This window comes from Candidatus Chryseopegocella kryptomonas (assembly GCF_001536065.1).
Taxonomy (GTDB): Bacteria; Bacteroidota; Ignavibacteria; order Kryptoniales; family Kryptoniaceae; genus Kryptonium; species Kryptonium kryptomonas.
Genome location: NZ_CZVW01000031.1, coordinates 1 through 14,006, shown reverse-complemented (window position 1 = coordinate 14,006; position 14,006 = coordinate 1). Strand labels below are relative to the sequence as shown.

General features: G+C 36.6%; 14 protein-coding genes and 1 pseudogene. 14 read left to right on the top strand and 1 reads right to left on the bottom strand.

Annotation, left to right across the window (positions count from 1 at the left end; genetic code table 11):
* From AWW83_RS09210 to fbp, 10 genes and pseudogenes are all read left to right on the top strand, one after another.
* Positions 1 to 546 (top strand): annotated as a pseudogene (locus tag AWW83_RS09210) (DUF4175 family protein); the annotation flags it as partial.
* 195 nt (positions 547 to 741) lie between these two features.
* Positions 742 to 1,293 carry a 2-oxoacid:acceptor oxidoreductase family protein gene (locus tag AWW83_RS09205; protein WP_320409429.1) on the top strand — a complete coding sequence of 184 codons (552 nt, stop codon included), beginning with the start codon at positions 742 to 744 and terminating at the stop codon, positions 1,291 to 1,293.
* Positions 1,290 to 1,580 carry a pyruvate synthase subunit PorD gene (gene porD, locus AWW83_RS09200; protein WP_092351082.1) on the top strand — a complete coding sequence of 97 codons (291 nt, stop codon included), beginning with the start codon at positions 1,290 to 1,292 and terminating at the stop codon, positions 1,578 to 1,580. The genes AWW83_RS09205 and porD overlap by 4 nt, the downstream gene beginning before the upstream one ends.
* A gap of 26 nt (positions 1,581 to 1,606) precedes the next feature.
* Positions 1,607 to 2,833 (top strand): pyruvate ferredoxin oxidoreductase, encoded by a 1,227-nt coding sequence (porA, locus tag AWW83_RS09195; RefSeq protein WP_092351081.1) that lies wholly within the window; start codon positions 1,607 to 1,609, stop codon positions 2,831 to 2,833.
* A 17-nt stretch (positions 2,834 to 2,850) separates the two neighbouring features.
* A complete protein-coding gene (locus AWW83_RS09190; protein WP_092351080.1) occupies positions 2,851 to 3,771 on the top strand; it encodes a thiamine pyrophosphate-dependent enzyme in 921 nt (306 codons plus the stop codon).
* Between the two features lie 221 nt (positions 3,772 to 3,992).
* Entirely contained in the window at positions 3,993 to 4,949 is a 957-nt protein-coding gene (locus AWW83_RS09185) for an ARPP-1 family domain-containing protein (RefSeq protein WP_092351079.1), read from the top strand.
* 100 nt (positions 4,950 to 5,049) lie between these two features.
* On the top strand, positions 5,050 to 5,268 hold the full coding sequence (locus AWW83_RS09180; RefSeq protein ID WP_092351078.1) for a CDGSH iron-sulfur domain-containing protein: 219 nt from the start codon (positions 5,050 to 5,052) through the stop codon (positions 5,266 to 5,268).
* Positions 5,269 to 5,368: 100 nt separating this feature from the next.
* Complete coding sequence (locus AWW83_RS09175; RefSeq protein WP_092351077.1) at positions 5,369 to 7,114, top strand: ABC transporter ATP-binding protein; 1,746 nt, start codon at positions 5,369 to 5,371, stop codon at positions 7,112 to 7,114.
* A gap of 75 nt (positions 7,115 to 7,189) precedes the next feature.
* On the top strand, positions 7,190 to 8,962 hold the full coding sequence (locus AWW83_RS09170; protein WP_092351076.1) for an ABC transporter ATP-binding protein: 1,773 nt from the start codon (positions 7,190 to 7,192) through the stop codon (positions 8,960 to 8,962).
* 71 nt (positions 8,963 to 9,033) lie between these two features.
* Complete coding sequence (fbp, locus tag AWW83_RS09165; RefSeq protein ID WP_092351075.1) at positions 9,034 to 10,041, top strand: class 1 fructose-bisphosphatase; 1,008 nt, start codon at positions 9,034 to 9,036, stop codon at positions 10,039 to 10,041.
* Positions 10,042 to 10,074: 33 nt separating this feature from the next.
* On the opposite strand, the gene AWW83_RS09930 is transcribed toward fbp, so the two are convergent.
* Complete coding sequence (locus tag AWW83_RS09930) at positions 10,075 to 10,242, bottom strand: hypothetical protein (RefSeq protein WP_159421167.1); 168 nt, start codon at positions 10,240 to 10,242, stop codon at positions 10,075 to 10,077.
* Between the two features lie 221 nt (positions 10,243 to 10,463).
* Between AWW83_RS09930 and AWW83_RS09160 the strand changes: the two genes are divergently transcribed.
* From AWW83_RS09160 to AWW83_RS09145, 4 genes are all read left to right on the top strand, one after another.
* Positions 10,464 to 11,480: a glycosyltransferase family 9 protein gene (locus tag AWW83_RS09160; protein ID WP_092351074.1), complete on the top strand. Its 1,017-nt coding sequence runs from the start codon at positions 10,464 to 10,466 to the stop codon at positions 11,478 to 11,480.
* A complete protein-coding gene (locus AWW83_RS09155) occupies positions 11,473 to 12,264 on the top strand; it encodes a DUF3108 domain-containing protein (protein WP_092351073.1) in 792 nt (263 codons plus the stop codon). The genes AWW83_RS09160 and AWW83_RS09155 overlap by 8 nt, the downstream gene beginning before the upstream one ends.
* Positions 12,264 to 13,217 carry a GSU2086 family protein gene (locus AWW83_RS09150; RefSeq protein ID WP_092351072.1) on the top strand — a complete coding sequence of 318 codons (954 nt, stop codon included), beginning with the start codon at positions 12,264 to 12,266 and terminating at the stop codon, positions 13,215 to 13,217. Before AWW83_RS09155 ends, AWW83_RS09150 begins: the two co-directional genes overlap by 1 nt.
* Positions 13,218 to 13,224: 7 nt before the next feature.
* The coding region (locus AWW83_RS09145) for a type II CAAX endopeptidase family protein (RefSeq protein WP_092351071.1) at positions 13,225 to 14,006 on the top strand (782 nt) is incomplete at its 3' end.

Here is a 14,006-nt window from a genome sequence, read left to right as displayed (position 1 = left end):
GGTGGTGGCTTACAATTCTTGCTTCAGCAATTAAATCAACTTGCAATGCAACAACTTGGTCTAAATCAGGCAACACAGGAATTAATGCAACAGCTTACACTTGAACAACAAGCGGAAATGGCAAGATTAGCAGCACAGCAGGAATTGATAAGGAAATCACTTCAAGAACTTATGAAAGAAGCCGAGATTTCTGGGAATAGAAGCAGAATACTTGGGGATTTAAACAAGATAGCTGAGGAGATGAAGGAGGTTGTCTCTGACCTTGAATCAAATAACTTAACAGAGGAAACGATAAGAAAGCAGGAGAGAATTTTATCTCGTCTTCTTGATGCTCAAAGATCAATTCACGAGCGTGATTTTGAAAAACAGCGTGAGTCAAGACCTGGACAAAACATAACAAGGCAAAGTCCAGCAGAGCTTAATCTTCAAGAGGAAAAAGAGAAAATTTTTCAGGAGCTTTTAAAATCAATAAGAGAGAACTACCACAGGGATTATGAAGCGCTGATAAAAAGATACTTTGAACTTTTGCGTTCCTTCCAGCAGTGAGTGTTTCACTTTGACACCAATTCTGTTTTAAGGGGAATTTTGGGACATTTTTGATTTGAAAGTTATTGATTTACAATTTGATTATTCTGGCACGATTTTTTAATGTTTTTTAAAGTTGAAAATTTGCTCCGAATTAGGAGCATTTTTGTGAAAAGTTAAAACAAAAAATTTTATTGGATAGATGCTTGAAATAAGATGGCATGGTCGCGGAGGACAAGGCGCAAAAAACAGCAGCGAGGCTTTTTTGCTGAAACGGCGATTGAAGAAGGAAAATTTGCGCAAGGTTTTCCAGAATACGGACCCGAGAGAATGGGTGCACCTGTTAAGGGATTTACAAGAATTGATGATAAGCCTATAAGAATTCACAGCGGAATTGAGAATCCGCAGGTTGTCATCGTGCTTGACCCAACGCTTCTTGAAGCAATTGATGTGACGGAGGGAATGCCTGACGATGGAATTTTGATAATTAACACCGAATTAAGCCCGAAAGAAATCCGTGAGAAATTTGGGATAAAGAAAGGGAAAATTTACACTGTAAATGCGACGAAGATCGCTCTTGACACAATTGGAAAGCCAATACCAAATACAGTTATGCTTGGGGCATTGATAAAAGTTACGGGTGTGCTTGACCTTGATACGCTTTTGAAAAACATTGTTAAGAAGTTTAGCAGAAGATTTAATGAAAAAGTAGTTGAAGGAAATGTTCAAGCAATAAAAAAAGCATTTGAGGAGGTAAAGGGAGAATGAGTGAATTAAAAAAGTGGTTTGAACTTCCGGTTGGAGCTGTAATTGATGAGCCAGGTAGCGCAATTAGATATAAAACTGGCTCATGGAGAACTTTTAAACCTGTTCTTGACAAATCAAAATGCAATGATTGTTTGATTTGTTGGATTTATTGTCCTGATAATTCAATTATTGTTCAGGATGGCAAGCTTGTTGGTTTTGATTACGATCATTGTAAAGGATGTGGAATATGTGCTGAGGTTTGCCCCGATAAAAGCAAAGCGATAACAATGGTTCTTGAACATCAATAATCAAAAATTTTTTGGAGGCGTGAAAAATGAAAGTTAAGGCATTAACAGGGAATGAGGCAGTTGCAGAAGCAATGAGGCAAATTAATCCGGATGTCGTTGCTGCTTACCCGATAACACCGCAAACTGAATTAATGCACAAATTTACAGAGTTCGTCGCTGATGGACTTGTTGACACCGAAATGATACTTGTTGAGTCCGAACATAGTGCATTGAGTGCAACTGTGGGAGCAAGTGCAGCTGGCGCCAGAGCTATGACCGCCACAAGTTCTCAAGGACTTGCTTTGATGTGGGAAATTCTTTACATAGCTGCTGGTTTGAGATTGCCAATAGTTATGGCTGTTATAAACAGAGCTTTAAGCGCACCTATAAACATTCACGGAGATCACTCCGACACAATGGGCGCAAGAGATTCAGGTTGGATTCAAATTTTCTCTGAAAATTCTCAAGAAGCTTATGATAATACAATCATAGCGGTAAGAATTGCTGAACATCCTGAAATTTTGCTCCCAGTTATGGTGACAATGGATGGCTTCATCATAAGTCATACGATGGAAAGAGTTGAAGTTCTTGATGATGAAGTCGTAAAAAGTTTTATCGGCGAATATAACCCAAAGTATAAACTGCTTGATGTTAAAAATCCCGTTACATTTGGACCGCTTGATCTGCAAGATTATTATTTTGAGCATAAAAGGGCACAAGCTGAGGCGATGGAAAATGCTTATAAACTCATAAGGGAAATTGATGAAGAATACTACAAAATCAGCGGTAGGAAATATGCCTATGTTGAGCCGTATGAAATTGATGACGCTGAAACTGTTTTAATTTCACTTGGTTCAACAGCTGGGACGATAAAAGATGTTGTTGATGAATTGAGATTGCGCGGGATGAAGGTTGGAGCTTTGAAGATAAGAGTTTATAGACCTTTCCCGCGTGATGAAGTAAAAGAATATCTCTCAAATGCTTCTGTTGTTGGGGTGATGGATAGATCAATTGCATTCGGTTCGGTTTGTGGTCCTGTTTGCCTTGATGTTAAGGCAGTTCTGCAAGGGACAAAGATGGCAAATTTGCCAGTCGTAAATTACATTTATGGTCTTGGTGGAAGGGATATAAGTCCAAAGGATATTGAAAAAATTTTCTTTGAGCTTGAAAAAGTTAAAATCACTGGTGAAGTTCCTAATCTACCGCGGTATGTTGGCGTTCGTGGTGAAGAGGATTATGTCGGAGAGAAAAAAGGATTTAAAATCAAAAATTAACATATGAAAAGTAAAAATTGGCGAATTTAAAAGAGTTATCACAGCGTGAAGTTAAATTCACAGCTGGTCATAGAGCTTGTGCTGGGTGTCTTCCTGCTGTTGCATTAAGGCAAGTGACACTTTCTGTTAATTATCCCTGCGTTGTTGGATTTGCAACGGGCTGTATGGAGGTTGTGTCAACAATTTTTCCATATACTGCGTGGAAAGTTCCATACATTCATGTTGCTTTTGAAAATGTTGCTGCTGTGATGAGCGGTGTTGAATCTGCGTATAAAGCTTTAAAAAAGAAGGGGAAAATTGATGAGGAGATAAAGATAATCGCATTTGGTGGAGATGGTGGAACTTATGATATAGGATTTCAGGCACTTTCTGGGATGGCTGAACGCGGGCACGATGTTCTTTATATTTGCTATAACAATGAAGCCTATATGAATACGGGAATTCAGCGTTCAAGTGCGACACCGTTTGCTGCTCAAACTTCAACAACTCCTGTTGGTGCAGTTGAGTTTGGCAAAAAACAATTTCCGAAGGATTTAACACAAATAATGGCTGCACACGGAATCCCGTACGTTGCTCAAGCATCGGTGCATAACTGGAAAGATTTAAATATGAAAGTTGAAAAAGCTCTTTCAATCAAGGGACCCAAATTTATAAATATCCTTGCTCCGTGCACTCTTGGGTGGCGTTATCCAGCGGAGAAGGGAATTGAGATTGCAAAACTTGCTGTTGAAACCTGTGTTTGGCCACTTTATGAGGTTGAAAATGGAAAATATAAAATCAATTACAAACCGCGTGAGAAGAAACCTGTGGTTGAATGGTTGAAACTTCAGGGAAGATTTTCTCATTTATTCAAGCCAGAAAATCAGCATTTGATAGATGAAATTCAAAAAGAGGTTGACCGAAGGTGGACACGCCTTCTTGAATTAGCCGGCGCATGATGACCCACCACCCATCATTTTACCTACGGTCGCCGTTGCCTCCCGGCGACCTTTTTTATTTTTTGGAAACTTTTTTGAAACTTTGTTTTGTTAAATTTTTACGAATGGGTTTTTAAAAATAAAATCGGGAGGTAGCCAAAGCGTTGGAAATTTGAAATTCCGGGGAATTCGCTTTTTTAAATTTTTAAGTTAAACAAAAAAATTCAGGGGGTAAAATTACCATGCTTAAAATTGATTTCTTCAATCAGGTTCGCATTGGTGAGCCGAAAAGCTACGAGAATATGACCGTGTATCCGATTTTTGCTTTGAACGATGGGAATGTTAAGTATCTTACGCTTGCTGAGGCACTGTCTAAAAAGCTTGTTAAAATTACGGAGGTAAGTGAAAGTGGCGTTGTTAATGAATTAAAAGTTGAGAATTTTGCCGATGTCCCGATTCTTATGCTTGATGGCGAGGAGCTTGTGGGGGCAAAACAAAACCGAACTCTTAACACAACGGTTTTGATCAAGGAGAAATCCACGACATTTATCCCCGTAAGTTGCGTTGAGCAGGGACGTTGGAGCTATCGTTCAAGAGAATTTGTAAAACACAAATTCATGGTTCCGTTTAAATTAAGAGCAAAGAAAGCTGCATCAGTTACTGAATCAATCAAAAGTTCCGGAAGGTTTTACGCACATCAGGGAATGGTTTGGGAAGAAGTTGCCTTCTTTATTTCCTCAGCGGGCGCAAGCTCAAACACATTTGCAATTGATGATGCTTATAATGTTATTGAGGAAAGAAGATCGGATTATTTTAATGCTTTTAGATATGAAGATGGACAAAATGGAATAATCGTTTTGATAGATGGAGTAATTGTTGGCGTTGATTATGTTTCCTTGAAAAATGCTTATAAAATTTATCACGATGGGTTAATTGCTGGTTATATATTGAGTGCGATTTCTGAGAAAAGAATAAGAAAAGGATATGAAACGATTGAAGATTTGATAAACGATTTCAAAAATTACAAATGGGAATCTGTAAAATCCGTCGGACTTGGGGATGATGTGAGGTTTAAAAATAACAATTACACTTGTGCAGGGCTTATTTATCAGGATGAAATTATACATCTTGCAATCCTTAACTTAACTTCTGATGAATTTCTCACGCGTAGATCCCGTGGAGGATATCTCTGGTTCTAATCCCAAAGCCCGGGTTCAATGCCCGGGCTTTTTACTTTATAAACCCAATTTGCAAAAATTTTTTTATTTTGTTAAGTTTTAACAAAAAGCTCACAGAAAAATGATTAAGATAAAAGCAAGTAAGAACGGTCCATATTTAATTGAAATTTCAAGCGGGACATTTGAAGTTGAGCGGGATTCTGGAAATGAGACAATAGATAAAAAGACGATCGCTTTGTGTAGATGCGGTGGCTCACAAAATAAACCATTTTGCGATGGAACGCATAGAAAAATTGGATTTACGGGAGATGAAGCGACGATAAAAGTTAATGTTAAGTGAAAATTTTTGTTCCATTGTTTTTCTGTTTTGCTCTGTTTTTTTATTTTTGAAATTGGTTGCGTGAGGCGAAAAATTAAAAAATTTTTTTTGACTCTGGCTTATGAAATCTTTGTTTGAACTTAAACCATACATCTTAAAATACAGGAAATTAATCTCGCTTGGAATTTTGGCAATTTTGATAAGCGAGGTTTTTTATGTTTTCATTCCAATTTTAATCGGTCGTGCAGTTGATAGCTTGAAAAGTGGAGTTACAGGGGAAAAACTTCTATTTTTTGCGTCGCTTGTTCTTGGGTCAACTCTGTTAAGCGGTATCGCTTCATTTTTCACAAGGCAAACGATAATTGTTGCCTCTCGTAAGATTGAATATGATATGAGAAATGATTTTTATCGTCATGTTCAGGGGTTGCACTATCTTTATTTCAGAGATAAAAAGATCGGCGATATAATGGCTTATGCAACAAACGATATTCCAGCTGTTAGAAATTTCCTTGGACCTGGGATTATGTATTCGGTTGAAACAGCAATTGAATTTGTCGTTATCCTTGCGATTATGTTTTCAATGAATTTAAAACTCACTCTGATAACGCTAATTCCTCTCCCTTTAATTTCTTTCCTTGTCTATAAAGTTGGTAAGATTGTCCACGAAAGATATGAAGATATACAGGAACATTTCGGAGTTATTACAACAGCAGCGCAGGAGAACATCTCGGGCATAAGAGTTATAAAGGCATATGTGAGAGAAAATTATGAGATTGAAAAGTTCAGAAAGTTAAATCTTGAGTATCTTTTTAAAAACATAAAACTTATAAAAGTTCAAGCATTAACATATCCGTTGATGATTTTGATAACTGGGATTTCAATCATACTTGTCGTCTGGTATGGTGGTTATCAAGTTATAAAGGGAATGATGACGCTTGGGCAGATAACATCTTTTTTGATTTATCTTGGCTATTTAATCTGGCCAATGATCGCTTTCGGATGGATTGTTAATTTAACTCAAAGAGCTTCTGCATCAATGGATAGATTGCTTGAAGTTATGAGAGTTGAACCGCAAATTAAAGATACGGATGAAACGGACTATTCAATTAAAGAAATCAAAGGTGAGATTGTTTTCAAAGATGTTTGGTTTAAATATCCCGACTCCGAAAATTATGTTTTGAAAGGGATAAATCTTGAAATAAAGCAGGGACAAACGGTTGGAATAGTTGGCTATACGGGTAGCGGTAAAACGACGCTTGTGAATTTAATCCCAAGATTGTTTGATCCCGATAGAGGTGAAGTTTTGATTGATGGAGTAAATGTTAAGAAAATTCCACTTAAAGTTTTGAGAGAAAGTATAGGCTATGTTCAGCAGGAGGTTTTTCTTTTTTCCGACACAGTGAAGAATAATATAAAATTTGGCGTTGATGGTGTAAGCGATGAAAAAATTATTGAAGTTGCGAAACTTGCTCATATTTATGACGAAGTAATGGATTTTCCGAATAAATTTGATACAATCGTTGGTGAAAGAGGCATAACCTTGTCTGGGGGACAAAAGCAAAGAGTTGGAATTGCAAGAGCATTGATAAAAGAGCCGAAAATTTTAATTCTTGATGATTCATTTTCATCAATTGATGCATATACTGAAGAAGTGATTTTAAAAAATTTGAGAGAGTTCAGAAAAGGAAGGACGACGATAATAATATCGCATCGCATAACCGCTGTTAAAGATGCTGATTTTATAGTTGTAATTGACGATGGTGAAATTGTTGAGGTTGGGAAACACGATGAATTGCTTGAACTTGGTGGAATTTATGCTGATCTTTATCAGAAGCAAATACTTGAAGAGGAACTTGAAAGAATGTAAAACAATTTAGCATCTTTATGTAAGCACGATTTCAGAGAGGATGAAATACTTGGCAAGGCGTATGATTCAAGATTGATGAAACGGCTTTTGAAATATGTTAAGCCATACTGGAAACAAGTTGTGATTTCAGTTGTCCTTGTTTTGATACTTGCGGTTTTAAATCCGTTGCGACCTTACATAACGAAATTTGCAATAGATGATTATATTTTGAAGTCAAATTTCAACGGGCTTACGAAATTAGCATTTTTGCTTTTTGGAATTTTATTTCTTCAAGGCGTTTTGCAATATCTTTTGAGTTATACGACAGAATGGATAGGACAGAAGACAATTTTTGACCTAAGGATGGAAATTTTTCAGCATTTGCAACGGCTTGCTTTGAGATTTTTTGACCGAAATCCAACAGGGCGACTTGTAACACGTGTGACAAATGATGTTGAATCATTAAACGAAATGTATTCGTCTGGAATTGTGCTTGTCTTTGGCGATATATTTACGATTATCGGGATACTTTATTTTATGTTTAAGTTAAGTTTTGAACTTTCGCTTGTCACTTTGAGCGTTTTACCTTTGCTTTTTTATGCAACATTTCTATTCAGAAAAAAGGCAAGAGAAGCATATAGGGAAGTTAGAACTTTAATAGCAAGGATTAACGCTTTCCTTCAAGAACATTTCTCGGGTGTGAGCGTGGTTCAAATTTTCAACAGGGAAGAAGAAGAGTTTAAAAAATTTGATCAGATAAATGCAAAGTATAGAGATGCCAACATAAAATCAATCTTTTACTATGCGGTTTTCTTTCCTGCAGTTGAACTTATAAGTGCAATTGGCGTTGCATTGATAATTTGGTATGGTGGTGGCGAAGTTATAAGAGGAACTGTGACAATTGGCGTTTTAATCTCGTTCATTCAATATACCGAAATGTTTTTCAGACCAGTGAGAGATTTATCGGAAAAGTATAACATTTTTCAAACAGCGATGGCTTCAGCAGAAAGAATTTTTAAACTTCTTGACACAAAAGTTTTCATAAGCAAGCCACAAAACCCAGTTAAACTTGAAAATATACGTGGTGAAATTGAGTTTAAAAATGTGTGGTTCGCATACCGAGACGATGGCGAAATTATTAATGATGAGGACTGGATTTTGAAAAATGTTTCTTTTAAAATTAATGCAGGTGAAAAAGTAGCAATTGTTGGAGCAACTGGCTCGGGAAAAAGCACGATTATAAACTTGATAAGCAAGTTTTATGAGGTTCAAAAGGGACAAATTTTGATTGATGGGATAGATATAAAAAACATTGATGAAAGAGATTTGAGAAAGCACATAGCGGTGGTGTTGCAAGATGTTATGTTGTTTTCAGGCGATATTCTGACAAACATCACGCTTGGGAATGAAAATATACCTTTTGAAAAAGTTGTTGAAGCGTCTCGTTTAATCGGTGCGGATAAGTTCATTGAAAAACTTCCAAATGGATATTTTGAAAATGTTCACGAAAGAGGTGCTAATTTTTCGGTTGGACAAAAGCAACTTATATCTTTTGTAAGGGCTTTGGTTTATGAGCCGAAAATTCTTGTCCTTGATGAGGCAACTTCAAGCGTTGATGTTGAGACGGAGAGAATAATTCAAAATGCGATTGAAAAACTTCTTGAAAATAGAACTGCTATAATCATCGCACATAGATTATCAACGATTCAAAACTCTGACAAGATAATTGTTTTACACAAAGGAGAGGTTCGTGAAATTGGAACACACGAGGAATTGCTTGAAAAGAGAGGAATTTATTACCGACTTTATCAATTGCAGTATAAGGAAAAGGTTAAAAAGATGATGGCTTTATCGGGGAGCAAAGGTTAAAGTCATTCTCAAAAGGAATGAAGTTCTTTGAAGAAGTTAACAAAATTTAAAAATCAAAGGAGGGGTTAAAAATGCAAAGGATCGTGACAATTGAGCGTTTCATTATTGAAAGGGAACATGAGATTCCCGGCGCAACGGGGGAGTTTTCAAAACTTTTGACTGATATTGCGCTTGCTGCGAAAATTGTCTGGCGTGAAGTTTCAAAAGCCGGGCTTGTTGACATCATTGGCTCAACTGGAAAAGTCAATGTCTCGGGAGATGTCGTTCAGAAACTTGATGAGTTTGCAAATGAAATTTTCATCAATGTTATGCAAAAAGGAGGACATCTTTGCGTTATGGCAAGCGAGGAAAGCAAGGGTTTAATTGAAATTCCGGAAGAACTTGCCAAAGGTAAATATGTTCTTGTTTTTGATCCGCTTGATGGAAGTTCAAACATTGATGTGAATGTTTCAATTGGTTCTATTTTTGGAATTTTCAGAAGAGTGACAAAGTCAGGCGGGGGAACTGAGGAAGATGTTTTACAACCCGGGAGAAATCTCGTCGCAGCTGGTTATGTCGTTTATGGTTCAAGCACAATTTTGGTTTATACAACTGGAAACGGTGTTCATGGCTTTACACTTGATCCGAGCATTGGCGAATTTCTTTTATCTCACGAAAATATACGCATCCCAAAGAAGGGGGATATTTACAGCGTGAATGAAGGTTATTACGAGAGATGGGACGAGAATATGAAAAAGTTCATCAATTATCTCAAAGCTGAGGACAAAGCGACGGGAAGACCTTACAAGTTGAGATATGTCGGGACTTTGGTTGCTGATTTTCACAGGACGCTTCTTTATGGTGGAATTTTTATGTATCCGGGCGATTCAAAGAATCCCGAAGGGAAGTTGCGTTTGATTTACGAAGCAGCACCGCTTGCCTATGTTGTTGAGAAAGCTGGTGGAAGAGCAAGCAATGGATTTCAAAACATACTTGACATAAAGCCGACGAGTTTACACCAAAGAACACCGTTATTCATCGGGAGCGAGGAAGATGTGAAACTTGCTGAAAAATTTTTACAAGGTAGGGCTGAAGATTAAGTTTAAAGGGGCTCGTTAAGAGCCCCTTCTTTTTCAACCCCCCTCGTGATGTTCAATGTTCATCTCAATCCATTTTGATATAAACTCTGCAACATCGTTCCACAATTTTATCTTTTCCTCCGAAGTCAAATTTGCGGTCTTGATTAAGTTTTCAATCTCTTTGCATATGTCTTCTGGCAAGTTGAGGTTCTTTTCCTCCATTTTTTCATCTCGATTTTTGTTTTAGGTATTGCGATAATTTTATTGCCCCTGAAATTTATTTAAAACATCACCTTCTTGCAAAAAAATAAAAATTTTTAAGCTCAATTTCAAGTGTGTTGATCTTCAACCTGCAAAGTGGTTTCAGTATAAGAAACTGCGTTGATTGTTTTTTAAAGCCACTTGATTTATATTTTATCAAGCAAAAACACAAAAGAATATAAATGAAAAAATTCTCAAACATACTCGTTTGCAGAACAGATAAAATTGGCGATGTGATTTTGACTTTACCTGTTGTAAATGCTCTAAAGGACTTTTATCCGGATGCGAGGATAACTTTTCTTGTGAGTGAATATGCAAGCGAAATTTTGTATGGTCATAAAGCGATTGATGAAATTTTAATCTACAATCCGAGTGAAAGTGTTTTTGAACTTTTTAAAAAGATAAAGGAAAAAAATTTTGATCTTGCGATTGTTGTTTTTCCTGTTTTTAAAATAGCGCTTGCCCTTTGGCTTGCGCGCATTCCCATAAGAGTTGGCACAGGTTATAGGTTTTATTCTTTTCTTTTCAATAAAAAAATTTTTGAACACAGAAAATATGCACAAAAGCACGAGGTTGAGTATAATTTAAACTTGATCCGAGAGATTGGGGTTGAAGTTAATGAAGTTAAGTTTGACATATTCATTCCGCAATCCGCGTTTGAGAGGATAAATCAAATTCTTGAAATAAATGAAATTACACCCGGAAATTATATCATCGTTCATCCCGGAAGCAAAGGTTCAGCGAGAGATTTAAAGCCAGAGAGGTTTAAAGAGCTTGTTAAGAAACTTTCAGAAGAAGGATTTAAGGTAATTCTCACGGGAAGCGAATCTGAAAAAGAGCTTGTCAGGTATGTTGCTGGCAATGAAAAAAATGTTTATGATTTTTCTGGCTTGTTGAACCTTAAAGAACTTTCCGCATTGATAAAACTTGCTTCTGTTTTTGTTTCAAACTCAACTGGACCAATTCACATTGCAAGTGCAGTTGGAACTCCTGTTGTTGGCTTTTATCCGCCGATAAAAGTTATGAGCCCAAGAAGATGGGGACCTTACACCGAAAATAAAACAATTTTCGTTCCAAATGTTCCGTTTGAATGTAAAAAATGCGTTGGAGAAAAATGCAAATTTTTTGACTGTATGGATAGGATAAACATTGATGATGTTTTAAGGGCAATAAAAGAAAAGGTTGGTGTTAATGTATAAAAACCTGGTTTTGATTTTACTTTTTCTAAGCTCATTTGCTTTGAAACAGGATAACGAAAGAATAATCCAGTTTAACAGCAGAAAAATTGAGCATAATGCTTTTAAAGTTGGCGAACGTCTTGTTTATGATGTGAAATATCAATTTGTTAAAGTTGGAGAGGCGGAGATTTCAATTCCTGAGATAATTGATTACAATGGGAGGAAGTGCTATCGTGCGGTTTTTCGCGTTTGGTCGTTGCCTTTTTTCTCCGTTTTTTATAAAGTTGAGGATAGATATGAAAGTTATATTGATGTTGAAGGAATTTATCCGTGGAGATTTGAACAACATATAAGAGAGGGCGGATATAAGTTTGATTTTTATGCGGAGTTTGATCATGTTAATTTAATAGCAAAAACATCGGAAGGTGTTTTTCCAATTCCACAATATGCTCAGGATGTTTTCTCCGCTTTTTATTATGCACGAACTCAGGATTATTCAAATAAAAAAGTTGGCGAGAGAGTAAGGCTTGAAAATTTTTATAAAAATCGCACTTATCCACTTGAGATAAAATATCTCGGTGAGCAAATGGTAAAAGTAAAAGCTGGAAAATTTAAGTGCGTCGTTGTTGAGCCGTTGATCGTTGAGGGTGGGCTTTTCAAAGCAAAAGGTAGATTCTTGCTCTGGATCACGAATGACGATAAAAAAATTCCAGTGAAGATGACAGCAGAGATCCCGATTGGAAATATCGTTGGGGAATTGAGAGAGTTTGAAGGAATTGAAAATATAAAATCAAAGGTTGATTGATGAAGTCAAAATACGAGAAGATTGATTTAACGAAAGTAAGGACAATTTCAATTAAAAACAGAAAAAGCAAAGTTAACACTGCAGAATTTGCGAAAGTTTTTGACCCGAAGACGCAAAGCTTCATTGAGTTCATTGATTCTCTTCCCGAAATTTTAGTTGCGAAGGATTTAAAAATCCTCGTTGATAAAATTGTGAACGCTTACAGAAAAAATAAACTTGTTGTTTTTCTCATCGGGGCTCATGTTATAAAAGTTGGGCTTGCACCTCTTTTAATTGAACTTGGCAAAATGGGAGTTCTTAAAGCACTTGCAATGAACAGTGCAACCGCAATACACGATGTTGAAACCGCACTTTTTGGTCAGACATCAGAGGATGTGGCTGAAAATATAATGGATGGAAGTTTTGGTATGGCGAAAGAAACAGGTGATTTTATAAATCTCACGCTTGAACATTACTGCAAAAATTCAGACCTTGGTTATGGTGAAGCTCTCGGAAAACAATTGAACGATGTAGATGCTCCAAATAAAGATTACAGCGTCCTTGCGAATTTTTATAATTTAAACATACCTGTTACAGTTCACGCAGCAATTGGCACAGACATAGTTCATCAACAGCCGACGATGAATGGCTCTGTCACGGGTGAAATGAGTTTCAGGGATTTTAAAATTTTGTGCAATGTTTTGACAAAACTTGATGATGAAAGCGTCGTTGTCAATGTTGGTTCTGCTGTGATTATGCCTGAGGTTTTTCTCAAAGCATTAACAGTCGTTCGCAATCTTGGTTTTAATGCTTTTGGATTTACGACAGCAAATTTTGATATGATTCGCCATTATAGACCAACTGTTAATGTTGTTCAGCGACCAACTCAAGGCGGTGGGCAGGGCTTTATGATAACTGGACATCACGAAATTATGATACCTCTTCTTGTTGCAATGATTAAAAGTAAAATTTAAATCAACCATGAGCGAAGAATTTAAAGACAAGTTCGAGAAATTTAATCCTGAGGAATCATCTATTGCTGTTAAATCTTCAATCAAGTCATCACCGATTGCGATGACTTTGATAGCACTTGGGACTGTTTTCGTTCTCTATCAATTTTTTGGTGCTGGTTTGACATTTCTTTTGTTTGGTGGATTAAGCGAAGGGAATGTTCAAGGTTTTAGATTTATGACGATGCTTTCTCAATTTCTTTTTATTTTTGTCCCGACTTTATTTTTTGCGAAGTGGCAAGAGGTTAATTACAGGGAAATTTTTAAATTGAAAACGCCGAGATTATTTGAAATTTTACTTGCTATCGTTGGAACTCTTTCGCTTCAAAGCATCGCTCAAGTTTATCTTTATGTTCAGGATATGTTGTTTCCAATTCAGAAACTTTCACCAATTTTTGAGACATTGCGCAAGATGATGGAACGAACTTACTCAATTTTGATTTCTGCAAAATCGCCACTTGAATTTATTTTCGTTGCCATTGTTGTCGCTTTAACTCCGGCGATTTGCGAGGAACTTTTATTTCGTGGGCTTGTTCAGTATAATCTTTCAAAGGCAAGCAATTACAAACTCGGCTTTATAATAACAGGTGTGATTTTTGCGATGTATCATGCAAATCCATTTAGTTTTATCCCTTTGATCGCTCTTGGTGTTTATTTCGGTTATCTTGTTTATAAATCTGGAAGTATATTCCTTGCGATGACAGCACATTTTGTAAATAATTTCACTGCTGCGTATTTTTATTATGCCTTTGG

What these genes read in the sequence shown, in the direction of transcription:
- AWW83_RS09180 (WP_092351078.1), top strand. Translation starts at nt 5,050, where the DNA reads ATGATTAAGATAAAAGCAAGTAAGAACGGTCCATATTTAATTGAAATT.
- AWW83_RS09175 (WP_092351077.1), top strand. Translation starts at nt 5,369, where the DNA reads ATGAAATCTTTGTTTGAACTTAAACCATACATCTTAAAATACAGGAAA.
- AWW83_RS09185 (WP_092351079.1), top strand. Translation starts at nt 3,993, where the DNA reads ATGCTTAAAATTGATTTCTTCAATCAGGTTCGCATTGGTGAGCCGAAA.
- AWW83_RS09155 (WP_092351073.1), top strand. Translation starts at nt 11,473, where the DNA reads ATGTATAAAAACCTGGTTTTGATTTTACTTTTTCTAAGCTCATTTGCT.
- AWW83_RS09160 (WP_092351074.1), top strand. Translation starts at nt 10,464, where the DNA reads ATGAAAAAATTCTCAAACATACTCGTTTGCAGAACAGATAAAATTGGC.
- porA (WP_092351081.1), top strand. Translation starts at nt 1,607, where the DNA reads ATGAAAGTTAAGGCATTAACAGGGAATGAGGCAGTTGCAGAAGCAATG.
- porD (WP_092351082.1), top strand. Translation starts at nt 1,290, where the DNA reads ATGAGTGAATTAAAAAAGTGGTTTGAACTTCCGGTTGGAGCTGTAATT.
- fbp (WP_092351075.1), top strand. Translation starts at nt 9,034, where the DNA reads ATGCAAAGGATCGTGACAATTGAGCGTTTCATTATTGAAAGGGAACAT.
- AWW83_RS09205 (WP_320409429.1), top strand. Translation starts at nt 742, where the DNA reads ATGGCATGGTCGCGGAGGACAAGGCGCAAAAAACAGCAGCGAGGCTTT.
- AWW83_RS09170 (WP_092351076.1), top strand. Translation starts at nt 7,190, where the DNA reads ATGAAACGGCTTTTGAAATATGTTAAGCCATACTGGAAACAAGTTGTG.
- AWW83_RS09150 (WP_092351072.1), top strand. Translation starts at nt 12,264, where the DNA reads ATGAAGTCAAAATACGAGAAGATTGATTTAACGAAAGTAAGGACAATT.
- AWW83_RS09930 (WP_159421167.1), bottom strand. Translation starts at nt 10,242, where the DNA reads ATGGAGGAAAAGAACCTCAACTTGCCAGAAGACATATGCAAAGAGATT.